Below are 21970 nucleotides of genomic sequence, written 5' to 3'. Positions count from 1 at the left end.
AAGAAAAAGTCGATCACCATGGGTAAAGGATGTTAAAAAGTGTTCACCATGTCCCCGAACACCTGTCAACCATGTCCCCGGACTGTACACCCTCAAGGGAGAGGGGGCCCTCCGTGCAGGCATTATTTTGTGGGGAACCTTCAGCCCTGTGGGAGAGGGCCAGGATGAGGGCATCAGGCCGCACAAAACGAGCCTAACCCAACTCCTGAATCGCCTTCTCCAGCGCGTCACGCAACAAGTGACGGTCATGACGGTATTTGATATCGCTGGCCTCCAGCGGCTCCTGCACCACCACGCGATCGCCAATGCCCGTTACATCCACTTTCGGCCCGACCACAACACCGTCGATGATTTTTTTACCGACGTACTGCTCCATCAGCTCCAGTTTATCCGCCAGCGACAGGCTGGCCGCTGCTGGACTCAATTCGCGACCTAAATTACCGATGTACACCATCGGGGCGGGCGTTCTGCGCAGGGCCTGCGCCAGCTCTTTCACCAGTAAAATCGGCATCAGGCTGGTGTAAAAACTGCCCGGGCCAATCAGGATCAAATCCGCCTCGGCGATGGCCTCAACCGCTTCGCGCGTGGCGGGAACGGCCGGGTAAGTCATCAGCTCTTTCGGCGGCAGCGTAAGCTGATCAATATTCACTTCGCCGTACACTTCATGGCCTTCCACGTCGATGGCCATCAAATCGACCGGTTGTTCAGACATCGGGATCAGGAACGCATCCACTTTGAGCAGATTGCGGATGAGATTGATCGCTTCCAGCGGGCGCACGCTCAGGTGATCCAGCGCTTTAAGCATCAAATTTCCAAGGTTATGCCCGGAAAGTTCCCCGTTACCGCCAAAACGGTACTCAAACATCGCCGAGGCGACGCTCGGTTCGGTAATTAACTGATTCAGGCAATTACGCATATCGCCCCAGGCAATGCCGCCTTCTGCGCGTCGGATCCGCCCCGTCGATCCGCCGTTATCCGTTGTTGTTACTATCCCTGTCAGTCTTGAGCCAAGGGATGACAAAGAGGACATCACCCGGCCCAGACCATGGCCTCCACCCAGTGCCACCACCCGGTCAAGATCCGCAAAAGTGCGATTGCGCATACATATTCCTTATCACGTTCGATCTGCGTAACAGTAACCTAACTACCCCTAAAAGACGATGCCTCAGCCAGGGCAAAATGACGTATATCAATGCGAATCTGCTGTTTTGGCGTATTCTGTAACGAAAATGCATGATCAGGTCGCTATATACATGTTTATATAGCGTTAAGCGATAATGGCGAAAGGGTGATTTACGCGCTACTATCGCCATAACCACGTTTTCAAATTTGAAAACATACACTCTAGCCCTGGTGCCTGTGTCGAAAGATATGGCGCCCTGGCCGTGGCAACTATGCCACCAGGGTACAGAAAGAAATGACTGTGCCTCCCGTATCTGGAAAGGTGTACATGGCTTCACAACTTACTGATGCTTTCGCGCGTAAGTTTTACTACTTACGTCTGTCGATTACCGATGTGTGCAACTTCCGTTGCACCTACTGTCTGCCCGACGGCTACAAACCGGGCAGTGTCACCAATAACGGCTTTCTTTCCGTGGATGAAGTTCGCCGCGTTACGCGCGCGTTCTCGGCACTCGGCACGGAAAAAGTGCGTCTGACCGGCGGAGAACCTTCGCTGCGCCGTGACTTCCCCGACATTATTGCCGCCGTGCGTGAAAACGAACGCATCCGTCAGATTGCGGTGACCACCAATGGCTACCGCATGGCGCGCGATGTCGCAACCTGGCGTAATGCGGGCTTAACGGCCATTAACGTCAGCGTGGATAGCCTGGACGCCCGTCAGTTTCATGCCATTACCGGCCAGGATAAATTCCAGCAGGTGATGGACGGTATTGATGCTGCGTTTACCGCCGGGTTCGATAAGGTCAAAGTCAACACCGTGCTGATGCGTGATGTAAACCATCATCAACTGGACACCTTCCTGGCGTGGATCAAATCCCGCCCCATTCAACTGCGGTTTATTGAACTCATGGAGACGGGCGAGGGCAGCGAGCTGTTCCGCCGCCACCATATCTCCGGCATGGTGTTGCGCGATGAGCTGCTTAAACGCGGCTGGATCCACCAGATCCGCCAGCGCAGCGACGGCCCGGCGCAGGTCTTTTGTCACCCGGATTACGAAGGGGAGATTGGGCTTATCATGCCTTACGAGAAAGATTTCTGCGCCAGCTGTAACCGCCTGCGCGTCTCCTCGGTGGGCAAACTGCATCTCTGTCTGTTCGGGGATGGCGGCGTTAACCTTCGCGATCTGCTGGAAGACGATGCGCAACAGACCGCGTTGGAAGCGCGTATTTCTGAGGCGCTGACGCATAAAAAACAGACCCACTTCCTGCATCAGGGCAACACCGGCATTACTCAGAACCTGTCATACATTGGCGGGTAATCAGGCTTAAGAAGGAACCAGAAGATGAGTCAGGTCAGCGCGGAATTTATCCCGACACGTATTGCCATCCTTACCGTTTCCGACCGTCGTGGCGAAGAGGATGACACCTCCGGCCACTGGCTGCGCGAAGCCGCCCATGACGCCGGGCATAAGATCGTCGATAAAGCGATCGTCAAAGAGAACCGCTATGCCATACGCGCACAGGTCTCCCAGTGGATTGCCAGCGATGAAGTGCAGGTGGTGTTGATCACCGGCGGCACCGGTTTTACCGCAGGCGACCAGGCGCCAGAGGCGCTTATCCCGCTGTTCGACCGCGAGGTAGAAGGCTTCGGCGAAGTGTTTCGCATGCTGTCGTTTGAAGAGATTGGTACCTCGACGCTGCAGTCACGTGCGGTGGCGGGCATGGCGAACAACACCCTGATATTCGCCATGCCGGGCTCGACCAAAGCCTGCCGCACCGCGTGGGACAACATTATCGCCCCGCAGCTGGATGCCCGTACCCGTCCGTGTAATTTTCATCCCCATTTAAAGAAATAAGCTATGTCGCAACTGACCCACATTAACGCCGCTGGCGAAGCGCATATGGTGGACGTTTCTGCCAAGGCCGAAACGGTCCGCGAGGCGCGTGCCGAAGCGTTCGTTACCATGCTGCCAGACACCCTGGCGATGATTATCGACGGTAGCCACCATAAGGGTGATGTCTTTGCCACTGCCCGCATCGCCGGGATCCAGGCGGCGAAACGCACCTGGGACTTAATTCCGCTCTGCCACCCGCTGATGCTCAGCAAGGTGGAGGTCAATCTTCAGGCCCAGCCAGAGCACAACCGCGTGCGCATCGAATCGCTGTGTCGTTTAACCGGTAAAACGGGCGTGGAGATGGAAGCGCTGACGGCGGCGTCCGTTGCCGCGCTGACTATCTACGATATGTGCAAAGCGGTGCAGAAAGATATGGTGATTGGCCCGGTTCGTCTGCTGGCGAAAAGCGGCGGCAAATCCGGTGATTTTAAGGTGGACAGCCATGATTAAGGTGCTCTTTTTTGCCCAGGTGCGTGAACTGGTGAATACCGACAGCCTGACGCTGGAAGCGACGTTTAAAGACGTTGCCGCACTGCGTGCGCATCTGGCGGCGCAAAGCGACCGTTGGGCGCTGGCGCTGGATGAAGGGAAGCTGCTGGCCGCCGTCAACCAGACGCTGGTGGAGTTTACCCATCCGCTGGCGGCAGGTGATGAAGTGGCCTTCTTCCCACCGGTGACGGGGGGTTAAGATGGCTGATACGCGAATTCTGGTTAGCCCTGAGCGCTTTAATGTCGGTACGGAATATCACTGGCTGGCAGAGCGCGATGAAGACGGTGCTGTTGTGACCTTCACCGGTAAAGTGCGTAACCATAACCTTGGCGACAGCGTAAAAGCGCTTACGCTGGAACACTATCCGGGCATGACCGAGAAATCTCTGGCTGCGATCGTCGAAGAGGCGCGAGGCCGCTGGCCGCTCGGGCGTGTGACGGTTATCCACCGCATCGGTGAGATGTGGCCGGGCGAGGAGATCGTTTTCGTGGGGGTGACCAGTGCCCATCGCGGCAGCGCGTTTGCCGCCGGGGAGTTCATCATGGATTATCTGAAAACCAAAGCCCCGTTCTGGAAACGTGAAGCGACGCCGGAGGGGGAGCGGTGGGTTGAATCGCGCGACAGCGACAAACAGGCCGCCAGCCGTTGGTAACAGGTTTATGTGGATGTGTTAGTCTTAACGTGTGTGTCTACTTAATCAGGAGTGAATCATGGACCGATTTCCGCGTTCCGATTCGATAGTACAGCAGACCCGTAGTGGCCTGCAGACGTATATGGCTCAGGTTTATGGCTGGATGACGGTGGGCTTACTGCTTACCGCATTTATCGCGTGGTATGCGGCCAATACCCCTGAACTGATGATGTTTATCTTTTCCAGCAAAATCACCTTCTTTGGGCTGATCATTGCGCAACTGGCACTGGTGTTTGTGCTCTCCGGTCTGGTACAGAAGCTGAGTGCCGGGATGGCGACCACCCTGTTTATGCTCTATTCGGCACTGACGGGACTGACGCTTTCCAGCATTTTCATCGTCTATACCTACTCCTCCATCGCCAGCACCTTTGTGGTCACCGGCGGGATGTTTGGTGTGATGAGCCTGTACGGTTACACCACCAAACGTGACCTCAGCGGTCTTGGCAACATGCTATTCATGGGGTTGATCGGGATTGTGCTGGCGTCGCTGGTAAACCTGTGGCTGAAGAGCGACGCGCTGATGTGGGCGGTGACCTATATCGGGGTGGTGATTTTCGTTGGCTTAACCGCCTACGACACCCAGAAGCTGAAAAACATCGGTGAGCAGATTGACGTGCGTGACAGTTCCAACCTGCGTAAATACTCAATTCTGGGCGCCCTGACGCTGTATCTGGACTTCATCAACCTGTTCCTGATGCTGCTGCGTATTTTCGGCAACCGTCGTTAAATACTGCCCCTCACCCTAACGGTGCGGTTTTTCTCCCTCTCCCTGTGGGAGAGGGCCGGGGTGAGGGCATCAGACCGCTGCGCCTATTTTGCCATCGCCTTCTCGTTCTTCGCTCTCAGCTTCTTCGCCCGGCTCTCAAGCACCAGATAACAGACCGTGGCCAGCGCCAGCGGCAGGAAGTAATAGAGCATGCGGTAGGCGAGCAGGGCGGCGATAATCGTCCCATGAGAAACATGTTCTCCGGCAAGCAGGGCGATAAATACCGCTTCCAGCACCCCAATCCCGGCCGGAATATGTACGATCACCCCGGCAATACTGCTCACCAGCAGCACCCCCAGCACGAAGAAATAATTCACATCTTCGCCAATAAGCAGCCAGATAATTGCCCCCATCGCCATCCAGTTGGCGCTGGAGACCGCCATCTGCAGCACGGCAAATTTCCATGAGGGTAAAACCAGCTTTTGCCCTTTGATGGTCATATGGCGGCGTCTGGCAAAGGCGCAGGCCCAGAGATACAGGGCGATAATGAGCAGGAGCGCGAAACCCAAAATCCGCAGCGTGGCTTCATCGATATACCAGTGTGCGGGCAACTGCACCACGCCGATGGTAAAGATCACCCCACCCAGCAGAATATAACCCAGCCAGTTGGTGGTAATGCTCAGCGAAAATATACGCGTGATGGTCCCACCGGGCAGTCCCAGGCGCGAGTACAGGCGATAGCGCATGCCAATCCCCCCGACCCAGGTGCTGAGCGTCAGGTTAAAGGCGTAGCAGATAAACGACACCAGCATGACCTGGCGTTTTGCCAGCTTGTGGCCGCAGTAGGCGCGGCCCAGCAGGTCATAGCAGCCGTACATCAGATAGCTGACAATCACCAGCCCAACCGCTCCCAGCAGCACCATCCGGTTGTAGTTGCGGATGACTTTCCACACCTCTTCCCAGTCCACCTTTTGCGCGTAAACCACCAGCAGCACCGCAACGGCAATAAAAAACAGCCAGGTCAGGATCTTTTTCGCCATTCGCCAGCGTGGATGCGATTTAGACATCAGGTTTTCCCTCCATCTTCCGCCTCAATGCGGTCCTGGGTTTCCATCTCGGGTTGAACAGGCGGATCCACCAGCGCAAGTTTTGGGGTATGCGCCGGCAGCCAGCCCACCATCGCCGGGAAATGGCGCAGGAAGTGGAACACCACTACGCTGATCCCCAGATTCCACCAGGTGCGTTTTGGCACCATGGACTCGTCCACGCGCACGCAGTCGTTGACGATCAGACCCTGCAGGTTATCCCGCAGGGTCTGGTTAAACTGACGATCGTGAATGATCAGGTTCGCTTCCAGGTTGAGCGACAGGCTCAGCGGATCGAGGTTACTGGAGCCGACGGTCGCCCAGTGATCGTCCATCAGCGCGACTTTGCCGTGCAGCGGTCGGCGACGGTATTCGTAGATCTGCACTCCGCCTTTGAGCAGGTAGTTATAGAGCAGCCGCGCGCCGACTTTGACGATGGGCATATCCGGCTCGCCCTGCACAATCAGCTTCACGCGGACGCCGCGTCGGGCAGCACTGCGCATGGCGTGCAGCAGCCGGTAGCCCGGGAAGAAGTAGGCGTTGGCGATGATCACTTCGCGTTTGGCGTTCGCCAGCATTTTCAGGTAGTGGCGCTCAATATCGTCCCGGTGCTCGCCGTTATCCCGCCAGACGAACAGCGCCTGCGCTTCGCCGGGCTTCCGGTTCTCTTCCGGACGATGGCGTCGCTTCCACCAGCGCCGGGCGGCCTCTTTGCCGGGTAAGTTTTCCAGTTCAAACAGCAAAATGTCCTGAACCACAGGCCCTTCGATGCGGATGGCGTAATCCTGCTTGGCCTCCGGGCCGTAGTCAGACATATGCTCGGCGGAGTAGTTAATGCCACCGACAAACGCCACCGTCTCATCAACGACGACGATTTTGCGGTGCATCCGGCGAAAGAGATTGGTACGCATGCCGAACAGGCGAGGGCCGGGATCGTAGTAGCGGAACACAACGCCTGCGGCAGTGAGTTCATTCACGAACGCATCGCTAAGATCGGGCGAGCCATAGCCATCCAGCAGCGCTTCAATTTTGACGCCGCGCTGGGCGGCGCGCAGCAGCACGCTGTGCAACTGTTTGCCCACATCATCTTCAAACCAGATAAAGGTCTCGAGGATCACTTTATGCTGCGCGCGGTCTATCGCATCAAAAACGGCGGGGTAATATTCGTCCCCGTTGACCAGCAGCGTGATCCGGTTGCCTTCCTGCCAGGTACATTTCATAAGTGGATCTCCGCGCTCAGCGGGGCATGGTCGGAAAGGTGGCGCCAGTTAAGCAACGCCAGCGCGGTCGGGCTGCTGGCATGGGCGTTTTTCACATAAATGCGGTCAAGCCTCAGCAACGGGAAGCGCACCGGAAACGTGCGCGCAGGTCTGCCGTGCGCGCGGGTGAAAATCTCCTCCAGCCCGGCCTCCACCTTCAGAGGGTGGTTAGCCCGCTGCCGCCAGTCATTAAAATCTCCGGCAATGACCACCGGCTCTCCTTCGGGCAGGGCGTTAGTCCACTCGGCCAGCATCTGCAGCTGTGCCTGGCGATGCGCTTCCCGCAGACCGAGATGCACACAGCCAACGTGCACCGGAAAATCGAGATCCGGCGGGGCGATACGGCAATACAGCAGCCCACGCTTTTCGCTTTCGCCGACGGAGACGTCCCGGTTCTCGTAATGTTCAATGGGATAACGCGACAACACCGCATTTCCGTGATGCCCTTCAGGATAGACCGCATTGCGGCCGTAAGCGTAATCACTCCACATGGTGTCGGCCAGAAATTCATAGTGGGGCGTGTCGGGCCAGTTTTCGAAGTGCATCGGATGGACCTCGTGCGCGCCCATCACTTCCTGCAGGCAGACAATGTCCGCGCTGACGGTGCGAACCGCGTCGCGCAGCTCCGGTAAAATGAAGCGGCGATTAAATGCTGTGAAGCCTTTATGAATGTTTATCGTCAGCACTTTAAGCGAGAAATGCTGCATTTTTTTGGTCATAAGCTCCTTCCTGAGTGACTATCCCAATGAAAATAAAGTGTAGTCGTCGTCACAAAAAGATGCGGTGTTACGGAATTTTCCGTAAAGTGCGGTAGTCTGATTAAGCAGAGAAAAATCCTTCAGGAGAGAAGCCATGAAGTGGCAACAACGTGTTCGTGTCGCAACGGGTCTAAGTTGCTGGCAGATAATGTTGCATTTACTGGTCGTGGCCGTACTGGTGATGGGCTGGATGAGCGGCACGCTGGTGCGTGTTGGCCTAGGACTATGCGTCCTCTATGGCGTCACCGTGCTGTCGATGTTGTTCCTGCAGCGCCATCATGAAGCGCGCTGGCGCGAGGTGGGTGATGTGCTCGAAGAGCTCACCACCACCTGGTACTTTGGTGCCGCAATGATTGTGCTGTGGCTGCTGTCCCGCGTGCTGCAAAACAACCTGCTGCTGGCGCTGGCCGGTTTGGCCATTCTTGCAGGGCCTGCGGTGGTCTCTTTGCTGGCCAAAGAGAAAAAGCTACGCAATGTTGCGTCTAAACATCGCGTACGCCACTGACCCCGTCGTGGCCGCTATGACCAGTAGCGGCCACAAACTTCCCCAGATAATATCCAGACTCGCATCCTTCAGATAAATTTGCTTGGTGATATCCGTAAAGTGACGAATCGGGTTTATCCACGTCAGATCCTGTAACCACACCGGCATATTCTCAACCGGCGAAACATACCCGGAGAGCAGGATGGCCGGCATCATAAAGACAAACACGCCAATAAACGCCTGCTGCTGCGTGGAGCAGAGCGCGGAAATCAGCAGGCCAAACCCGACCAGCGACAGCCCGTAGATCAGCATCGTGAAGTAGAACAGCGCCAGCGACCCGGCGAACGGGATCTGGTAGGCCCAGATCCCCACGCCCAGCACGATGGTGGCCTGGAACGTGGCAACAATCAGGGCGGGAACCGCTTTACCGACGAAGATTTGCCAGGTCGCCAGCGGGGAGACCAGCAGCTGATCGAGCGTACCTTGCTCGCGTTCGCGGGCGACGGACAGGGAGGTGACGATCATCACCCCAATGGTGGTAATCATGGCGATCAGCGACGGCACCACAAACCATTTGTAGTCCAGGTTTGGGTTGTACCAGTTACGTACCACCAGCTCGCTGTTGTTGGGCTTCGGTTTCCCCTCCATCAACTCCTGCTGATAATCCTTCACCACCTGTTGCAGATAATTCGCGGCAATCTGCGCGCTGTTGGAGTTACGCCCGTCGAGGATCAACTGCATGGGCGCGGGCTGGAAGGTGTCCAGGTTGCGGGAAAAATCAGCCGGAAAACGCACCAGCAGCAGCGCTTTCTGGGTATCGATGGTGGGCTGGATCGCCTGTGGGCTTTTCAGCAGCAGGATATGAGTAAAAGCCTTCGCCCGAGCAAAGCGCTGGGTCAGCTCGACGGAATGTTTACCGTTGTCTTCGTTGTAAATCGCGATGGTGGCGTTGGTCACCTCAAGCGTGGCGGCAAAAGGGAACAGAAACACCTGGATGAGCACCGGCAACACCAGAATGGCGCGGGTTTGCGGCTCGCGCAGCAGCGATTGCAGCTCTTTGCGTATTAACGTCCATAAACGGTGAAACATGTTCGCTCCTTAATCCAGACGCCGTTTGGTTTTCATCCACGTCAGCCCAATAAACATCGCCGCCGACGCCAGCAAAAACAGGGTATTGATAATCAGCACTACCGGAATATTCCCCGCCAGGAACAGGCTTTGCAGCGTGCTGACGAAATAGCGCGCCGGAATTATGTAGGTCACGGCACGGATCACCGCGGGCATGCTGTCTATCTGGAAGATAAACCCGGACAGCATAATCGACGGTAAAAAGGCGGCGTTCAGCGCCACCTGCGCGGCGTTAAACTGGTTGCGGGTGACGGTGGAGATGAGCAGCCCCATGCCCAACGTGCTCAGCAGGAAGAGGCTGGTAATGAAAAAGAGCAGCACCAGTGAGCCGCGGTACGGCACCCCGAGGATAAACACCGAGACCAGCATACAGAGCAGCATCGCCAGCATGCCGAGGAAGTAGTAGGGGATAAGCTTACACAGCAGCAGCTCAAGGCGCGTCACTTCGGTTGAAAGCAGCGCCTCCATGGTGCCGCGCTCCCACTCGCGGGCAATCACCAGCGAGGTCAGGATTGCGCCAATCACCGTCATAATGATGGTGACCGCACCCGGGATAATAAAATGCTGGCTGATGGCGGCAGGGTTAAACCAGTACCGCATCTGTACGTCGATCAGCGGTTCGAACGTTTCGCCCCGGTCTTCGGCGCGCTGCATCTGCCAGAGCTGCCAGATCCCCTCTACGTAGCCCTGGACAAAGTTGGCGGTATTCGGCTCGCTGCCGTCAGTGATCACCTGGATCGGTGCAGCGGTATCTGCCCGCGCCATGTTGGCGGCAAAATCGACCGGGATCACCACCAGACCGCGGATTTTCCCGGCCTGCATCTTCTGAATAAGCGCTTGCCGGTTGTCGCTGATGGTGGCGTCAATGTAGGGTGAGCCGGTCATGGCGTGGGTGAAATCCAGCGCCTCTTCGCTCTGCTGCTCCAGTAAAATGCCAACCCGCAGCTTGCTGGAGTCGAGGTTGATCCCATAGCCGAAGATAAACAGCAGCAGAAGCGGGATAACCACCGCAATCAGCCAGCTGCTGGGGTCACGCACGATCTGACGCGTCTCTTTGATGCACAGCGCGCGCACCCGGCGCCAGGAAATCGCGTTATTGCGCATCGGCATTCTCCTTATCCCAGTCGTGGATGAGGGTGATAAACGCCTGCTCCATGGTCGGGTCCGGCACCTCGTCGTCTGCGGCCTGGGCTTTCAGGTCATCCGGCGTGCCGTGGGCAATCAGCTTGCCGCGATAGACCAGCCCGATGCGATCGCAATACTCCGCCTCGTCCATAAAGTGGGTGGTTACCATCACCGTTACCCCTTTCTCCACCATACTGTTGATGTGCAGCCAGAACTCGCGGCGGGTGAGGGGATCAACACCTGACGTGGGTTCATCCAGAAACAGAATATCGGGCTCGTGCATCAGCGAGCAGGCCAGCGCCAGCCGCTGTTTGAAGCCCAGGGGCAACTCATCCGTGGCGTGGGAAGCGATAGCTGTCAGGCCAAACGCCTCGCTCATGCGGTGGATTTTCTCGTCCTGGGCGCGCCCTCGCAGGCCGTAAACTCCGGAGAAAAAGCGCAGGTTCTGCTCGACCGTCAGGTTGCCGTACAGCGAGAACTTCTGCGCCATATACCCCAGATGCTGGCGCGCCTTGCCGGAGCTGACTTTCAAATCCATATCCAGTACCAGCGCTTTGCCGGACGTAGGCACCAGCAGGCCACACATCATCTTAAAGGTGGTGGATTTCCCCGCGCCGTTTGGCCCGAGCAGGCCAAAAATTTCACCGCGCTTCACCGCGAAATTGACGTTATCGGTGGCGGCGAAATCACCGAATTTTTTGGTCAGGGATTTGGCTTCGATCACCGTCTCACCCGGCGTACCTTCTACCGTGTGCAGGATCGCCCCGAGCGGCGATTCCGAAGTACCCGCACCGCCCAGCAGATCGATAAACGCGTCTTCAAAGCGGGGAGCCGTCTCTTCCATCTCAATGTCAGGCATGCCCGGCGCGTGACGAATATCCGCTTCGGTCGCCTCTTTGGTCAGGATCACGCGCACCGAACGGCCCTGAATCATCCCGTCGCTGACCTGGGGCAGCTTCAGCACCCGTTGCAGCAGTTTGCGGTTCGACTCCTGCGGGCTGTGCATCAGGAAACTGCGTCCGGCCATGCTTTGGGTCAGCTTCGTCGGTTCTCCCTGATAAAGCAGCTCGCCTTCGTTCATCAGCAGCACATCGCGACACTGCTCGGCTTCATCCAGATAGGAGGTGCTCCAGAGGATCAGCATTCCGTCACCGGCCAGCTCGTGCACCATCTGCCACAGCTCGCGGCGTGAAATGGGATCCACGCCCACGCCGGGCTCATCCAGCAGCAGCACTTTCGGCTCGCCGACCAGGGTACAGGCCAGCCCCAGCTTTTGCTTCATCCCGCCGGAGAGCTTGCCCGCCAGACGATCGGTGAAGGGACCGAGGGAGGTGAAGGACAGCAGACGGGCGAAAGTCTGCTGACGGGTTTCACCGGTCACGCTACGCAGATCGGCGTACAGATTAAGGTTTTCCATCACCGTCAGGTCTTCATAGAGACCAAACTTCTGCGGCATATAGCCGAGCATGGCGTGGAGTGCACCGTCATCTTTAATCGGATCGAGCCCGAGCACGCTGGCCGCCCCTTCATCGGGCTTAAGCAGGCCTGCCAGCATCCGCATCAACGTGGTTTTGCCTGCGCCGTCCGGGCCAACCAGCCCGGTCACATAGCCTTTCTGGATGGTACAGTTCAGCGGCGCGACGGCCGGTTTTTCCATGCCCGCGAAGCGTTTGACCAGATTGTCGAGCCGGATAACCGCGTCATTCATGTCGTTCCCCGCTGTTCACTTTTACGGTGACTGGCATGCCCTGGCGCAGCGCGTCGTCCGCATCGGTGACGATAATGCGCAGGCGATACACCAGGTCGGTACGCAGATCCGGCGTTTCCACCGTTTTTGGCGTGAACTCAGCGGTGGGTGAAACAAAGCCCACTTTGCCGTGATACGGCTTATCGGGACGGCCGTCGGTATAGAGCAACAGTTCGCGACCCGGCTGCATCTGGCCGAGGTTTGGTTCATCAATGTAGGCGCGCACCCATACCGGACGGGTGAGCGACAGGGTTAAAACGGTGCTTCCGGCGTTGAGCATGCTGCCGGGCTCCACGGCGCGGGTCATCAGCGTGCCGTCAGACGGTGCCACCAGCGTGGTGTCGTGCAGATCGAGTTCCGCCTGGGCCAGCTGGGCCTGCGCCTGTTCAAGGCTGGCTTTGGCCTGGGCGATATCCTGCGGGCGGTTACCGGTGTGGTACTGACTCAGTTTGTCCTGTGCGGATTTCAGCGTTGCCTGAGCCTGATCGCGTGATGAACGGGCGTTTTCCAGATCGTTGGCCGAAATAGTACGGCTTTTCCAGAGCCCCTGCTGGCGGGCATAGAAATTCTGCGCATAGTCATAGGCCGCCTGCGCCTGTTTGACTGCGGCAGCAGCCTGGGCAATCTCTTCGTCACGATAACCGGCCAGCATCAGATCATATTGCGCCTGGGCGACGGAAACGCCGGCTTTTGCCTGCATTAACGCGTTCTCGTAGGGCGCTTTATCAAGCATCCCCAGCGTCTGCCCGGTTTTGATGGTGTCGCCCTCATCCACGTTAAGCGACGCCAGCCGCCCCCCGACGCGGAAGCTCATGTTCACGGTGCGAATATCAACGTTACCGTACAGCGTCAGGCCGCGATCCTGATGGCTTTGATACCACAGCCAGCCACCGACGCCTGCGGCAAGCAAAACAACAACCACCAGAATGATGGCGACAGGTTTTTTCATGACTTCAGGCTCCTTTGCGTTAAGCCTTGCAGGATCAGATCCAGATGACAGGTGATAACCTGGCTAATCTGCGCGGCTTTATCCTCATCAAATTGTGTCCAGCCGGTGCGTAACAGAATCGTTTCTCGCCCCAGACGGAAGGCCAGAATCTCACCCAGCAGGGCGTGGGTATGCAAAATCGTAGCGGTATCGTTGGCGTCTTGCCCGGTATAGGCCGCAATCAGCCGGGTCAGGTGCGTGTGCATCGGGGCAATCACCTGGTCATGCACCAGCTGGTAGGCGGCAGTGGGGAAGAGCTGTTCACGGGAGATAAATCGACTCAGGTTCAGCGTGTCGTCGTGCGTCAGCAGGCGGATCATGTTGTGGCAGGCGTTGAGGATCAGCTGGCGGATAGCGTTACGATCGGGCGACGGCTGGCTGAGCAGCGCGGTGGCTTCCTCCACGTGTGGGTGAAACTGCGTGCCAATAAAATCGGCGATCCACTGGGCACAGGCGAGGTATAAATCCTCTTTTGAGCCAAAATAGTAGGGGATAGCCGCAATGTTTTGCCCGGTCTGCGCCGCGATATCCCGGGTGGTGGCGTGTAAGCCATACTCACCAAACTGCGCCAGCGCGGCAGCAATAAGCTGGCTTTTGGCCTGTTCGCCTTTAGAAGTTGTCGGGGTTGTATTCATAGCGGCATTAAAAATTAATCAATCGATTGATTAAGATTATGCCTGATTAGCGAAATCGTCGAGGGAAGGTGGAGGGATATTTTATGCGCCACGTCACAAAAGCTGCTACACTCCGCCCCTTCGCGACATTGTGGTTTTTGTCCTCCCCTATTCGTTATATCTCCCTGAAAACTACACCTGTGATGGTCGGGGCGGTTCGGAGTTTTTATGTCTTTTGATTCCCTTGGCCTGAACCCGGAAATTCTGCGCGCGATCGCAGAGCAGGGCTACGTTGAGCCAACCCCAATCCAGCAGCAGGCGATCCCTGCCGTTCTGCAGGGCCGTGACCTGATGGCCAGTGCCCAGACCGGGACCGGTAAAACCGCAGGCTTCACCCTGCCACTGTTAGAGCTGCTGGTAAAAAATCAGCCGCACGCGAAGGGGCGTCGCCCGGTTCGTGCGCTGATCCTCACCCCAACCCGCGAGCTGGCGGCGCAGATTGGCGAGAACGTGCGTGATTACAGCCGCTATCTCAACATTCGTTCGCTGGTGGTTTTTGGCGGTGTGAGCATTAACCCACAGATGATGAAACTGCGCGGCGGCGTGGACGTGCTGGTGGCAACGCCGGGCCGTCTGCTGGATCTGGAACATCAAAACGCCGTGAAGCTAGATAACGTCGAAATTCTGGTGCTGGACGAAGCCGACCGCATGCTCGACATGGGCTTTATCCACGATATTCGCCGCGTGCTGGCTAAGCTCCCGCCGCGCCGTCAGAACCTGCTGTTCTCCGCGACCTTCTCCGACGATATCAAAGCGCTGGCTGAAAAGCTGCTGCATAACCCGCTGGAAGTTGAAGTGGCGCGCCGCAACACCGCCTCTGAGCAGGTGACCCAGCACGTGCACTTCGTTGATAAAAAGCGTAAGCGGGAACTGCTCTCCCAGATGATTGGTCAGGGTAACTGGCAGCAGGTGCTGGTCTTTACCCGTACCAAGCACGGTGCAAACCACCTGGCGGAACAGCTGAACAAAGACGGTATTCGCAGTGCGGCTATCCACGGTAACAAGAGCCAGGGGGCGCGTACCCGTGCGCTGGCGGACTTTAAATCCGGTGATATCCGCGTGCTGGTGGCAACCGACATCGCTGCCCGTGGTCTGGACATTGAAGAGCTGCCGCACGTGGTGAACTACGAGCTGCCAAACGTGCCGGAAGACTATGTTCACCGTATCGGCCGTACCGGTCGTGCGGCGGCTACTGGCGAAGCGCTCTCGCTGGTCTGCGTGGATGAACACAAACTGCTGCGCGATATCGAACGTCTGCTGAAGAAAGAGATCCCGCGTATTGAAACGCCGGGATACGAAGTGGATCCGTCCATTAAAGCGGAGCCAATTCAGAATGGTCGCCAGCAGCGTGGCGGCGGTGGACGCGGTCAGGGCGGCGGCCGTGGTCAGCAGCAGCCACGCCGTGCCGAAGGCGGTGCGCCGAAGTCGGGCAATAAACCGCCTCGCCGCGACGGCGAAGGGAAACCGGCAGGCGAAGGGCAGCGCCGTCGCCGTCCGCGTAAACCGGCTAACCCACAGTAATCTGGAAGCCCGGCCGTAAAGCCGGGCTTTTCTTTTTGCGGCGACGAAAATAAAGTGCCACAATAGTGGCTGTTTATACAGTGTTTCAGGTTTTCCGATGGCTTTAACCGCGGCGCTGAAAGCGCAGATTGGTGCCTGGTATAAGGCACTCCAGCAGCAGATCCCCGACTTTATCCCCCGGGCACCACAGCGGCAGATGATTGCCGATGTGGCAAAAACGCTCGCCGGTGACGACGGGCGACATCTGGCGATTGAAGCGCCAACCGGGGTCGGTAAAACCCTCTCTTATTTAATCCCGGGCATCGCTATTGCGCGGGAAGAACAAAAGACGCTGGTGGTCAGCACCGCTAACGTGGCGCTACAGGATCAGATCTTCAGCAAAGACCTGCCGCTGCTGCGCAAAATTATCCCCGAGCTGCGTTTTACCGCCGCCTTTGGCCGCGGACGTTATGTCTGCCCGCGTAACCTGGCGGCGCTCGCCAGCAGTGAGCCCACCCAGCAGGATCTGCTGGCGTTTCTTGATGACGAACTGACGCCAAACAACAAGGCGGAGCAGGAACAGTGCGCGAAGCTGAAAGCCGATCTCGACAGCTACAGATGGGACGGTTTGCGCGATCACACCAGCCAGGCCATCGGCGATGATTTATGGCGCAGGCTCAGCACCGATAAAGCCAGCTGCCTCAACCGTAACTGTCACTACTACCGCGAGTGCCCGTTTTTTGTCGCCCGGCGGGAGATCCAGGAAGCGGAAGTGGTGGTCGCCAATCATGCGCTGGTGATGGCGGCGCTGGAGAGCGAAGCGGTGCTGCCGGAGCCGAAAAACCTGCTGCTGGTGCTTGATGAAGGCCACCATTTGCCTGACGTAGCTCGGGATGCGCTGGAGATGAGTGCTGAAATCACGGCCCCGTGGTTCCGCCTGCAGCTCGATCTGTTCTGCAAGCTGGTGGCCACCTGCATGGAGCAGTTCCGTCCTAAAACCACGCCGCCGCTGGCGGTGCCCGAGCGTCTGAGTGAACACTGTGAAGAGGTCTACGGCCTTATCGCATCCCTGAACAACATTCTGAATCTGTATCTCCCGGCGACTCAGGAGGCAGAGCACCGTTTTGCCATGGGGGAGCTGCCGGACGAAGTGATGGAGATTTGCCAGCAGCTGGCGAAGCATCTGGAAAAGCTGCGCGGCCTGGCAGAGATGTTCTTAAACGATCTCAGTGAAAAGACCGGCACCCATGACGTGGTGCGGTTGCACCGTATTCTGCTGCAAATGAACCGTGCGCTGGGCATGTTTGAAGCGCAAAGCAAACTCTGGCGGCTGGCCTCAATGGCGCAGGCGTCCGGCGCGCCGGTGACCAAATGGGCCACCCGCGAAGTGAGAGACGGGCAGGTGCACCTCTTTTTCCACTGCGTGGGCATCCGCGTGGCCGATCAGCTGGAAAAGCTGATCTGGCGCAGCGTGCCGCACGTGGTGGTAACGTCAGCAACCTTGCGGTCCCTGAACAGCTTCTCGCGGCTGCAGGAAATGAGCGGCCTGAAAGAAAAAGCGGGGGACCGTTTCGTGGCGCTGGACTCGCCATTTAATCACTGCGAGCAGGGCAAGCTGGTGATCCCGCGCATGCGCTACGAGCCGCTTATCGATAACGAAGAGCAGCATATTGCCGAAATGGCCGCCTATTTCCGCGAACAGCTGGAGAGTAAAAAATACCCCGGCATGCTGGTGCTGTTTGCCAGCGGACGCGCCATGCAGCGCTTTCTGGAACATGTTACCGATCTGCGTTTACTGCTGCTGGTGCAGGGCGATCAGCCGCGCTACCGGCTGGTAGAGCTCCACCGCCAGCGCATCGATAACGGCGAGCGCAGCGTGCTGGTGGGGTTACAGTCTTTTGCGGAAGGTCTGGATCTGAAAGGCGACTATCTGACCCAGGTGCATATTCATAAAATCGCCTTCCCCCCCATCGACAGCCCGGTGGTGATCACCGAAGGAGAATGGCTGAAAAGTCTCAACCGCTATCCGTTTGAGGTTCAAAGTCTCCCGGCGGCGTCGTTTAACCTGATTCAGCAGGTGGGTCGTCTGATTCGTAGCCACGGCTGCTGGGGCGAAGTGGTGATCTACGACAAGCGTCTGCTCACTAAAAACTACGGTCAGCGCTTGCTGAATGCCCTGCCGGTGTTCCCGATAGAACAGCCGGAGGTGCCTGAAATAAAAAAACGCCCGGCAAAACAGACTGCCGGGCGTCGGAAAAGCATCCGTGCTAAGGGGCGCGGTCCTACTGGTAAGTAAAGGTGGCCTGAACAACGCTGTTGAAGGTACCCGCCGTCACAGGCAGGGCGGTAGCGTAATAGCGTGCCGCCATGGGAAAATCGGCGGTGTGGGTACCGGCGTCAATCACCACGCTAAAGCGGGCTTCGGGGGCAAGCACGATGTAATCCAGACGATCGGCCAGCTCTAATGCCACCCCTTTGGCGGTGCCACTATTGGCGAATTTAAAGGGGTGGTCCGTATCGCGGGGGCCGTCAACGCTGATGGTGGCAACCGTCAGGGTGGGCGGACAATTGGTGAGCTTTAAATCGAAGTTTTTCCACGGGCCGGTGTCGCCGATATCCTTAAAATCACTGGCGACGGCCTGTCCCAGATCCACCACCATGTTCTGGCTGGCGCTGTCTACCTGGCAGGTGGTGTCGTAAATATTCCCTTCGATATTGAGCGTGACGTCGGTCGCGCCCGCAGAGAGGCTCGTCAGAGCGAGCAAAAGGGATAACGTTTTCATCTTCGCTCCGTTACTGGTATTCAAGATCGATGGTGGCAATCGTATTGGCTTTCCCCGCCGTGACGCTGGCATCCGTCTGGTAATACTGCACCGCGAAGGGGATCACATCCGGAACGCCTGGCTCGGCTCTTCCACCCACCGGGATTGGGTAGTCGTATTTAAGATCGACACCGTCAAGCAGCATTCTCACCCCCACGCCCGTGGCGCTGTCGCTGCCGGGCGTCAGGTTCAGGACATCTGCATACTGGCTGTTGATGCCATTTGCGCTGGTTACCGAGGCCGTAAGATTAACCTCTTCGGTACAGGTAGCGGTGATGTTGAAATACTTCCAGGCGGTATAGCTGCCCACGTGGGTAAATTGCGACACCGGGAAATTGCCGAGGGTCACCGTCAGATTTAGCGGATCAATAGAACAGGTCGCCGTTCTTTCGCTGACCGTGGCGGAATAGTGGCTGGTATTACGTGCACCAGAAATCCCCACAGAGTTATAAACCCCGAATCCATAGGGATCCTGCGCGAGCGAAAGGGTACCGCTACCGATATGTGATGCCGTTTTGATTAACCGCTGGGTGTAGCTGAAAGAAAATGTTTGTCCGCTGTCGCTGCTGACCGTCCCAATGGGCGTGGCGGTTGTATCGCATGAGTACCCTTTGCCGCGAACGATCTGCCCGCTGCTGTTCAGAAGCTCAATGCCGATGCCGTCAACATTGGTGGTGTACACGCCCGGCATGCCAGGCACTTCCGTTCCCGTTCCGTAATAGCAGGAAATTAGGGTGTGATTCGTCATCGTGCCGGTACAGCTGCCGTTAACGGTATGGGTCTTTGCCGAACCCGGGATGACGCCGCCAATATCGAGTGTTGTGGGAACAGAAAGCGTGCCCGCATCAAGGGTATAAGGCAGATCGGCGCTGTCACAGGAGGTTGCCGCCTGGGCATGCGGCACCAGACACGCGCTCGTGAGTAAAACCAGCAGTGCGAAGACATATCTACACATGTTCATTTTTTCCTCGGGAAGGGTCATACACACTGCGCCGTAACGTTAAGAACAGGGCCGTCGGCTTTGGTGGGCAGGTGATAAGTTGCCGTGCAATGGCTGTCGGCGGTTTTCCCCCAGCTGACGTTAACCGTACCTGCCTCGTGCATACCGGTGAGGTACACCTGCCCGCCGTCGCCTACGATAAATTCACCGTCCTGATGGGCCTGAGATGCCGTTGCGCCAAAGGGGATCGGGCGACCATCCGCGTGTTTTAGTGTCATCAACACCCGACTGCCTACGTGCGTTTCATAATGTGCTCGCACGATGGCGCCGCGCGTTGGCGTCACCGTTTTGGCGGCCTGGTCGATATCGGCATTTTCCGGCAAGGTTTCGGTGTTCAGCGCGAGGGTGTTGTGACGGTATGGCGAAACGTACGGCACAATGGCATAGCCGCGATAATCGGTGTTGATGCCTGTCTGATTGGTGACATTGGTGTCGTCTGCGCCCGGCGCTTCGATCAGCGCAGCGGTCTCACCCATCGGCTGACCAAGGGTGATGCCGTGCGCATGGGCGATCATGCTGCCCTGAAGACCGACATTGAGCTGTTGTTGCTGGTTATCCTGGGAATACCCGGCACTCACTTCGCCGTAGGTGCCTTTATAATCGGCATTCAGACTGGTGCTGTCCCCGCTGCTCTGACTATGGCCCTGCTGAACCCCCCAACTGAGGTTATTACCGGCCAGCGCCGTGCCGTTCAGACCCACGCTTTGGGTTGTTTCGTGCTTCGTGCTGTTCAGGTTGTAGTTCACCCAGGTGTTGCTGAGCCAGCGATCGAGCGGAACGGAGACGTTAAACGCGATCGTCTGCTCGCTGGTTTTCTCATTATTATCATCCCCGCTGTCACGCGTGTTTTTATCCAGTCCGTAACTGAGACCGTAGCTGATGCCGTGCCAGGAGTTGTTGTAGCCGAGGTTCAGTGAGGTCATCCCCTGGCTTGAATTCCAGTAGTTCTCTTTGACCAGGCTTAACGTCAGGGAACCAAACGCCCCGCCCAGGGACTGGTCGACAGTCGCCTCCTCGCGGCTGCGGCGCGTGTCCGACGTTTCCCAGTCGTCATTACGGGTATGGGAATCCAGCGTGTCCTGCAGGGTGTAGTACCCCTTGCTGTTATAGCGATAGCCAGCAATGGAAAAATGGGTACCGGTGGTGGCGAAATCTTTGCTGTAGCGGATGCGCCAGGAGCGCCCGCGAGTGGGGTCCTGATCCTGCATCTCTGATTTGGCGTCGGTGACATCCACCGAAAAGGCCCCGAGATCGCCGATATTCTTGCCGACCCCCAGCGCCAGCGCATCGTAATACTGGCTTGCCTGCACGCCGCCGTAGACCGTAAAGCCGTAAGGCAATCCGTAGATTGCCGTACCCTGCATAAACGGGGTTTTTTCGACGTCGTTGTCATAGCTGCGATAGCGCCCCGCGGTGAGGCTGTATTTAAAGCGGCCTTCACGCTGCAACACCGGCACCGACGCATAAGGCACCACAAAATGCTGTTCGCTGCCGTCCGTCTCTTTCACGGTGACGTTCAAATCGCCGCTTCCGCCGGTGGGGTAGAGATCGTTAATCTCGAACGCGCCGGGAGCGACATAGTTCTGGTAAATGACGTAACCATTCTGGCGAACGATAACCTGGGCGTTACTGTGCGCCGTACCGCGTATTACCGGCGCAAAGCCCTTCATGCTGTCCGGGAGCATGTCGTCATCCGAGGCGATCTGCGCCCCGGTGTAAGAGATGCTGTCAAACACGTCGGAAGGGGAAGAGCTTTGGCCGAATGTGACGTTCCCGCCAAGGGCGATAATATCGCGCTGGGCGTAGGTATAGACCGAAGAAAACTGGCTCTCTGCGTCACCGTCACCGCTGGTTTTGCTCCAGGTGGAGTAGTTACGAAAACGCCACGCCCCGAGGTTAAGACCCGGACGCAGGTTAAGAAACTCGCTGCGCTGATCGCTACCGTTCTCACCTTTGCCGCGGTTTTCCCCGGCGGTGAAGCTGTAATTGAGCAGCAGGGCGTTAATTCCCTCGTCATACTCCTGCGGGTCGACGTAATCACGCGGTACATGAGTAATTGCGGTCTGGGGAATGCTTAACAGCAGCTGCTGCGGATTAACATGAAACGTTGCGCTGGCGGAGGGGATCACGCTCAGGTCAATGCACTGCGCCTTATCGTCCTGCCCGAATTTTTCGGTATTAATACCGAAGCTTTTTAACTGGGCGGCGCTAAGGCACGGCTGCAGGGTTGATTTACCGCTGGCGTCTTTCTTCAGCGTGAACTCAATCTCTTTGCTTGCCACTTTATTATTGTTGACATAAACGTCAACGTGATATTTACCGGGAGCCTGACCGGGACCAATCTCATAAATACTGAGGTCGGTTTTACCCTGGCCTGGGTTATCAATATCCAGTAGCGCCGGGTTGAAATAATCATCGGCCAGCACTTTTTGCACGCACACACCCAACAACGTGCAGCCCAATGCAATAAGCATTGAGCGTCCGTGCTGTTTGGGTG

At 57.3% G+C, this 21970-nt stretch carries 21 protein-coding genes and 1 riboswitch; of the genes, 9 read left to right on the top strand and 12 right to left on the bottom strand.

Translation table 11 applies throughout. The features are described 5' to 3' along the window. Positions 1 to 193 precede the first annotated feature (193 nt). Entirely contained in the window at positions 194 to 1102 is a 909-nt protein-coding gene (gene yvcK, locus ACOTX3_RS02180; RefSeq protein ID WP_013097495.1) for a uridine diphosphate-N-acetylglucosamine-binding protein YvcK, read from the bottom strand. Positions 1103 to 1328: 226 nt separating this feature from the next. Next, positions 1329 to 1463, top strand: a riboswitch (molybdenum cofactor riboswitch). Between yvcK and moaA the strand changes: the two genes are divergently transcribed. The 6 genes from moaA to ACOTX3_RS02150 all read left to right on the top strand — a co-directional run bounded on the left by moaA (position 1451) and on the right by ACOTX3_RS02150 (position 4924). Next, positions 1451 to 2440 carry a GTP 3',8-cyclase MoaA gene (gene moaA / locus ACOTX3_RS02175; RefSeq protein WP_058679312.1) on the top strand — a complete coding sequence of 330 codons (990 nt, stop codon included), beginning with the start codon at positions 1451 to 1453 and terminating at the stop codon, positions 2438 to 2440. It overlaps the preceding riboswitch by 13 nt. A 24-nt stretch (positions 2441 to 2464) precedes the next feature. Further along, the gene (gene moaB, locus ACOTX3_RS02170; RefSeq protein ID WP_013097493.1) at positions 2465 to 2977 is read left to right on the top strand and encodes a molybdenum cofactor biosynthesis protein B; all 513 of its coding nucleotides are present in this window, start codon (positions 2465 to 2467) and stop codon (positions 2975 to 2977) included. 3 nt (positions 2978 to 2980) lie between these two features. Then, positions 2981 to 3466, top strand: a complete 486-nt coding sequence (gene moaC / locus ACOTX3_RS02165) for a cyclic pyranopterin monophosphate synthase MoaC (protein ID WP_013097492.1) — start codon at positions 2981 to 2983, stop codon at positions 3464 to 3466. Further along, positions 3459 to 3704 (top strand): molybdopterin synthase sulfur carrier subunit, encoded by a 246-nt coding sequence (gene moaD / locus ACOTX3_RS02160; protein WP_013097491.1) that lies wholly within the window; start codon positions 3459 to 3461, stop codon positions 3702 to 3704. The genes moaC and moaD overlap by 8 nt, the downstream gene beginning before the upstream one ends. Position 3705: 1 nt before the next feature. Continuing rightward, positions 3706 to 4158: a molybdopterin synthase catalytic subunit MoaE gene (moaE, locus tag ACOTX3_RS02155; protein WP_013097490.1), complete on the top strand. Its 453-nt coding sequence runs from the start codon at positions 3706 to 3708 to the stop codon at positions 4156 to 4158. A 58-nt stretch (positions 4159 to 4216) separates the two neighbouring features. Further along, positions 4217 to 4924 (top strand): Bax inhibitor-1/YccA family protein, encoded by a 708-nt coding sequence (locus tag ACOTX3_RS02150; protein ID WP_014831151.1) that lies wholly within the window; start codon positions 4217 to 4219, stop codon positions 4922 to 4924. 83 nt (positions 4925 to 5007) lie between these two features. On the opposite strand, the gene ACOTX3_RS02145 is transcribed toward ACOTX3_RS02150, so the two are convergent. From ACOTX3_RS02145 to ACOTX3_RS02135, 3 genes are read right to left on the bottom strand one after another with little or no spacing between them, the layout of a single operon-like run. Further along, positions 5008 to 5970: a lysylphosphatidylglycerol synthase domain-containing protein gene (locus ACOTX3_RS02145; protein ID WP_013097488.1), complete on the bottom strand. Its 963-nt coding sequence runs from the start codon at positions 5968 to 5970 to the stop codon at positions 5008 to 5010. After that, a complete protein-coding gene (clsB, locus tag ACOTX3_RS02140; RefSeq protein ID WP_013097487.1) occupies positions 5970 to 7208 on the bottom strand; it encodes a cardiolipin synthase ClsB in 1239 nt (412 codons plus the stop codon). Before clsB ends, ACOTX3_RS02145 begins: the two co-directional genes overlap by 1 nt. Then, positions 7205 to 7966, bottom strand: a complete 762-nt coding sequence (locus ACOTX3_RS02135; RefSeq protein ID WP_013097486.1) for an endonuclease/exonuclease/phosphatase family protein — start codon at positions 7964 to 7966, stop codon at positions 7205 to 7207. The genes clsB and ACOTX3_RS02135 overlap by 4 nt, the downstream gene beginning before the upstream one ends. Before the next feature lie 133 nt (positions 7967 to 8099). Here ACOTX3_RS02135 and ACOTX3_RS02130 point away from each other — a divergent pair, with 133 nt between their 5' ends. Beyond that, the gene (locus tag ACOTX3_RS02130) at positions 8100 to 8510 is read left to right on the top strand and encodes a YbhQ family protein (RefSeq protein WP_014831155.1); all 411 of its coding nucleotides are present in this window, start codon (positions 8100 to 8102) and stop codon (positions 8508 to 8510) included. Here the strand turns inward: ACOTX3_RS02130 and ACOTX3_RS02125 are convergent. The 5 genes from ACOTX3_RS02125 to cecR are packed head-to-tail and all read right to left on the bottom strand — an operon-like array spanning position 8472 to position 14112. Next, the gene (locus ACOTX3_RS02125; protein ID WP_038984991.1) at positions 8472 to 9578 is read right to left on the bottom strand and encodes an ABC transporter permease; all 1107 of its coding nucleotides are present in this window, start codon (positions 9576 to 9578) and stop codon (positions 8472 to 8474) included. The genes ACOTX3_RS02130 and ACOTX3_RS02125 overlap by 39 nt on opposite strands. A gap of 9 nt (positions 9579 to 9587) precedes the next feature. Beyond that, positions 9588 to 10721, bottom strand: a complete 1134-nt coding sequence (locus ACOTX3_RS02120; RefSeq protein ID WP_038984990.1) for an ABC transporter permease — start codon at positions 10719 to 10721, stop codon at positions 9588 to 9590. Then, positions 10711 to 12450 (bottom strand): ATP-binding cassette domain-containing protein, encoded by a 1740-nt coding sequence (locus tag ACOTX3_RS02115; RefSeq protein ID WP_013097482.1) that lies wholly within the window; start codon positions 12448 to 12450, stop codon positions 10711 to 10713. Before ACOTX3_RS02115 ends, ACOTX3_RS02120 begins: the two co-directional genes overlap by 11 nt. After that, a complete protein-coding gene (gene hlyD, locus ACOTX3_RS02110; protein ID WP_013097481.1) occupies positions 12443 to 13438 on the bottom strand; it encodes a secretion protein HlyD in 996 nt (331 codons plus the stop codon). The genes ACOTX3_RS02115 and hlyD overlap by 8 nt, the downstream gene beginning before the upstream one ends. Next, entirely contained in the window at positions 13435 to 14112 is a 678-nt protein-coding gene (gene cecR, locus ACOTX3_RS02105; protein ID WP_127869244.1) for a transcriptional regulator CecR, read from the bottom strand. The genes hlyD and cecR overlap by 4 nt, the downstream gene beginning before the upstream one ends. A 207-nt stretch (positions 14113 to 14319) precedes the next feature. Between cecR and rhlE the strand changes: the two genes are divergently transcribed. Together rhlE and dinG are read left to right on the top strand one after the other, a co-directional pair. Beyond that, on the top strand, positions 14320 to 15672 hold the full coding sequence (gene rhlE / locus ACOTX3_RS02100) for an ATP-dependent RNA helicase RhlE (RefSeq protein WP_058679310.1): 1353 nt from the start codon (positions 14320 to 14322) through the stop codon (positions 15670 to 15672). 97 nt (positions 15673 to 15769) lie between these two features. Next, on the top strand, positions 15770 to 17947 hold the full coding sequence (gene dinG / locus ACOTX3_RS02095; protein WP_029882481.1) for an ATP-dependent DNA helicase DinG: 2178 nt from the start codon (positions 15770 to 15772) through the stop codon (positions 17945 to 17947). On the opposite strand, the gene ACOTX3_RS02090 is transcribed toward dinG, so the two are convergent. The 3 genes from ACOTX3_RS02090 to ACOTX3_RS02080 are packed head-to-tail and all read right to left on the bottom strand — an operon-like array spanning position 17934 to position 21947. Then, positions 17934 to 18434 (bottom strand): fimbrial protein, encoded by a 501-nt coding sequence (locus tag ACOTX3_RS02090; protein WP_038984985.1) that lies wholly within the window; start codon positions 18432 to 18434, stop codon positions 17934 to 17936. The two genes, dinG and ACOTX3_RS02090, sit on opposite strands and share 14 nt — an antisense overlap. Positions 18435 to 18444: 10 nt before the next feature. Further along, positions 18445 to 19434: a fimbrial protein gene (locus ACOTX3_RS02085; protein WP_038420895.1), complete on the bottom strand. Its 990-nt coding sequence runs from the start codon at positions 19432 to 19434 to the stop codon at positions 18445 to 18447. Positions 19435 to 19451: 17 nt separating this feature from the next. After that, complete coding sequence (locus tag ACOTX3_RS02080; RefSeq protein WP_058679346.1) at positions 19452 to 21947, bottom strand: fimbria/pilus outer membrane usher protein; 2496 nt, start codon at positions 21945 to 21947, stop codon at positions 19452 to 19454. Positions 21948 to 21970 lie beyond the last annotated feature (23 nt).

The organism is Enterobacter cloacae complex sp. IR5384 (assembly GCF_049237265.1).
In the GTDB taxonomy this organism is placed as follows: Bacteria; Pseudomonadota; Gammaproteobacteria; order Enterobacterales; family Enterobacteriaceae; genus Enterobacter; species Enterobacter cloacae.
The sequence above is the reverse complement of the archived record's forward strand: the minus strand, read 5'-3'. Positions and strand labels throughout refer to the sequence as shown.

Bases quoted from the DNA above. Each gene is read 5' to 3' on its own strand.
- yvcK (WP_013097495.1), bottom strand. From the start codon at position 1,102: ATGCGCAATCGCACTTTTGCGGATCTTGACCGGGTGGTGGCACTGGGT.
- moaA (WP_058679312.1), top strand. From the start codon at position 1,451: ATGGCTTCACAACTTACTGATGCTTTCGCGCGTAAGTTTTACTACTTA.
- moaB (WP_013097493.1), top strand. From the start codon at position 2,465: ATGAGTCAGGTCAGCGCGGAATTTATCCCGACACGTATTGCCATCCTT.
- moaC (WP_013097492.1), top strand. From the start codon at position 2,981: ATGTCGCAACTGACCCACATTAACGCCGCTGGCGAAGCGCATATGGTG.
- moaD (WP_013097491.1), top strand. From the start codon at position 3,459: ATGATTAAGGTGCTCTTTTTTGCCCAGGTGCGTGAACTGGTGAATACC.
- moaE (WP_013097490.1), top strand. From the start codon at position 3,706: ATGGCTGATACGCGAATTCTGGTTAGCCCTGAGCGCTTTAATGTCGGT.
- ACOTX3_RS02150 (WP_014831151.1), top strand. From the start codon at position 4,217: ATGGACCGATTTCCGCGTTCCGATTCGATAGTACAGCAGACCCGTAGT.
- ACOTX3_RS02145 (WP_013097488.1), bottom strand. From the start codon at position 5,970: ATGTCTAAATCGCATCCACGCTGGCGAATGGCGAAAAAGATCCTGACC.
- clsB (WP_013097487.1), bottom strand. From the start codon at position 7,208: ATGAAATGTACCTGGCAGGAAGGCAACCGGATCACGCTGCTGGTCAAC.
- ACOTX3_RS02135 (WP_013097486.1), bottom strand. From the start codon at position 7,966: ATGACCAAAAAAATGCAGCATTTCTCGCTTAAAGTGCTGACGATAAAC.
- ACOTX3_RS02130 (WP_014831155.1), top strand. From the start codon at position 8,100: ATGAAGTGGCAACAACGTGTTCGTGTCGCAACGGGTCTAAGTTGCTGG.
- ACOTX3_RS02125 (WP_038984991.1), bottom strand. From the start codon at position 9,578: ATGTTTCACCGTTTATGGACGTTAATACGCAAAGAGCTGCAATCGCTG.
- ACOTX3_RS02120 (WP_038984990.1), bottom strand. From the start codon at position 10,721: ATGCGCAATAACGCGATTTCCTGGCGCCGGGTGCGCGCGCTGTGCATC.
- ACOTX3_RS02115 (WP_013097482.1), bottom strand. From the start codon at position 12,450: ATGAATGACGCGGTTATCCGGCTCGACAATCTGGTCAAACGCTTCGCG.
- hlyD (WP_013097481.1), bottom strand. From the start codon at position 13,438: ATGAAAAAACCTGTCGCCATCATTCTGGTGGTTGTTGTTTTGCTTGCC.
- cecR (WP_127869244.1), bottom strand. From the start codon at position 14,112: ATGAATACAACCCCGACAACTTCTAAAGGCGAACAGGCCAAAAGCCAG.
- rhlE (WP_058679310.1), top strand. From the start codon at position 14,320: ATGTCTTTTGATTCCCTTGGCCTGAACCCGGAAATTCTGCGCGCGATC.
- dinG (WP_029882481.1), top strand. From the start codon at position 15,770: ATGGCTTTAACCGCGGCGCTGAAAGCGCAGATTGGTGCCTGGTATAAG.
- ACOTX3_RS02090 (WP_038984985.1), bottom strand. From the start codon at position 18,434: ATGAAAACGTTATCCCTTTTGCTCGCTCTGACGAGCCTCTCTGCGGGC.
- ACOTX3_RS02085 (WP_038420895.1), bottom strand. From the start codon at position 19,434: ATGAACATGTGTAGATATGTCTTCGCACTGCTGGTTTTACTCACGAGC.
- ACOTX3_RS02080 (WP_058679346.1), bottom strand. From the start codon at position 21,947: ATGCTTATTGCATTGGGCTGCACGTTGTTGGGTGTGTGCGTGCAAAAA.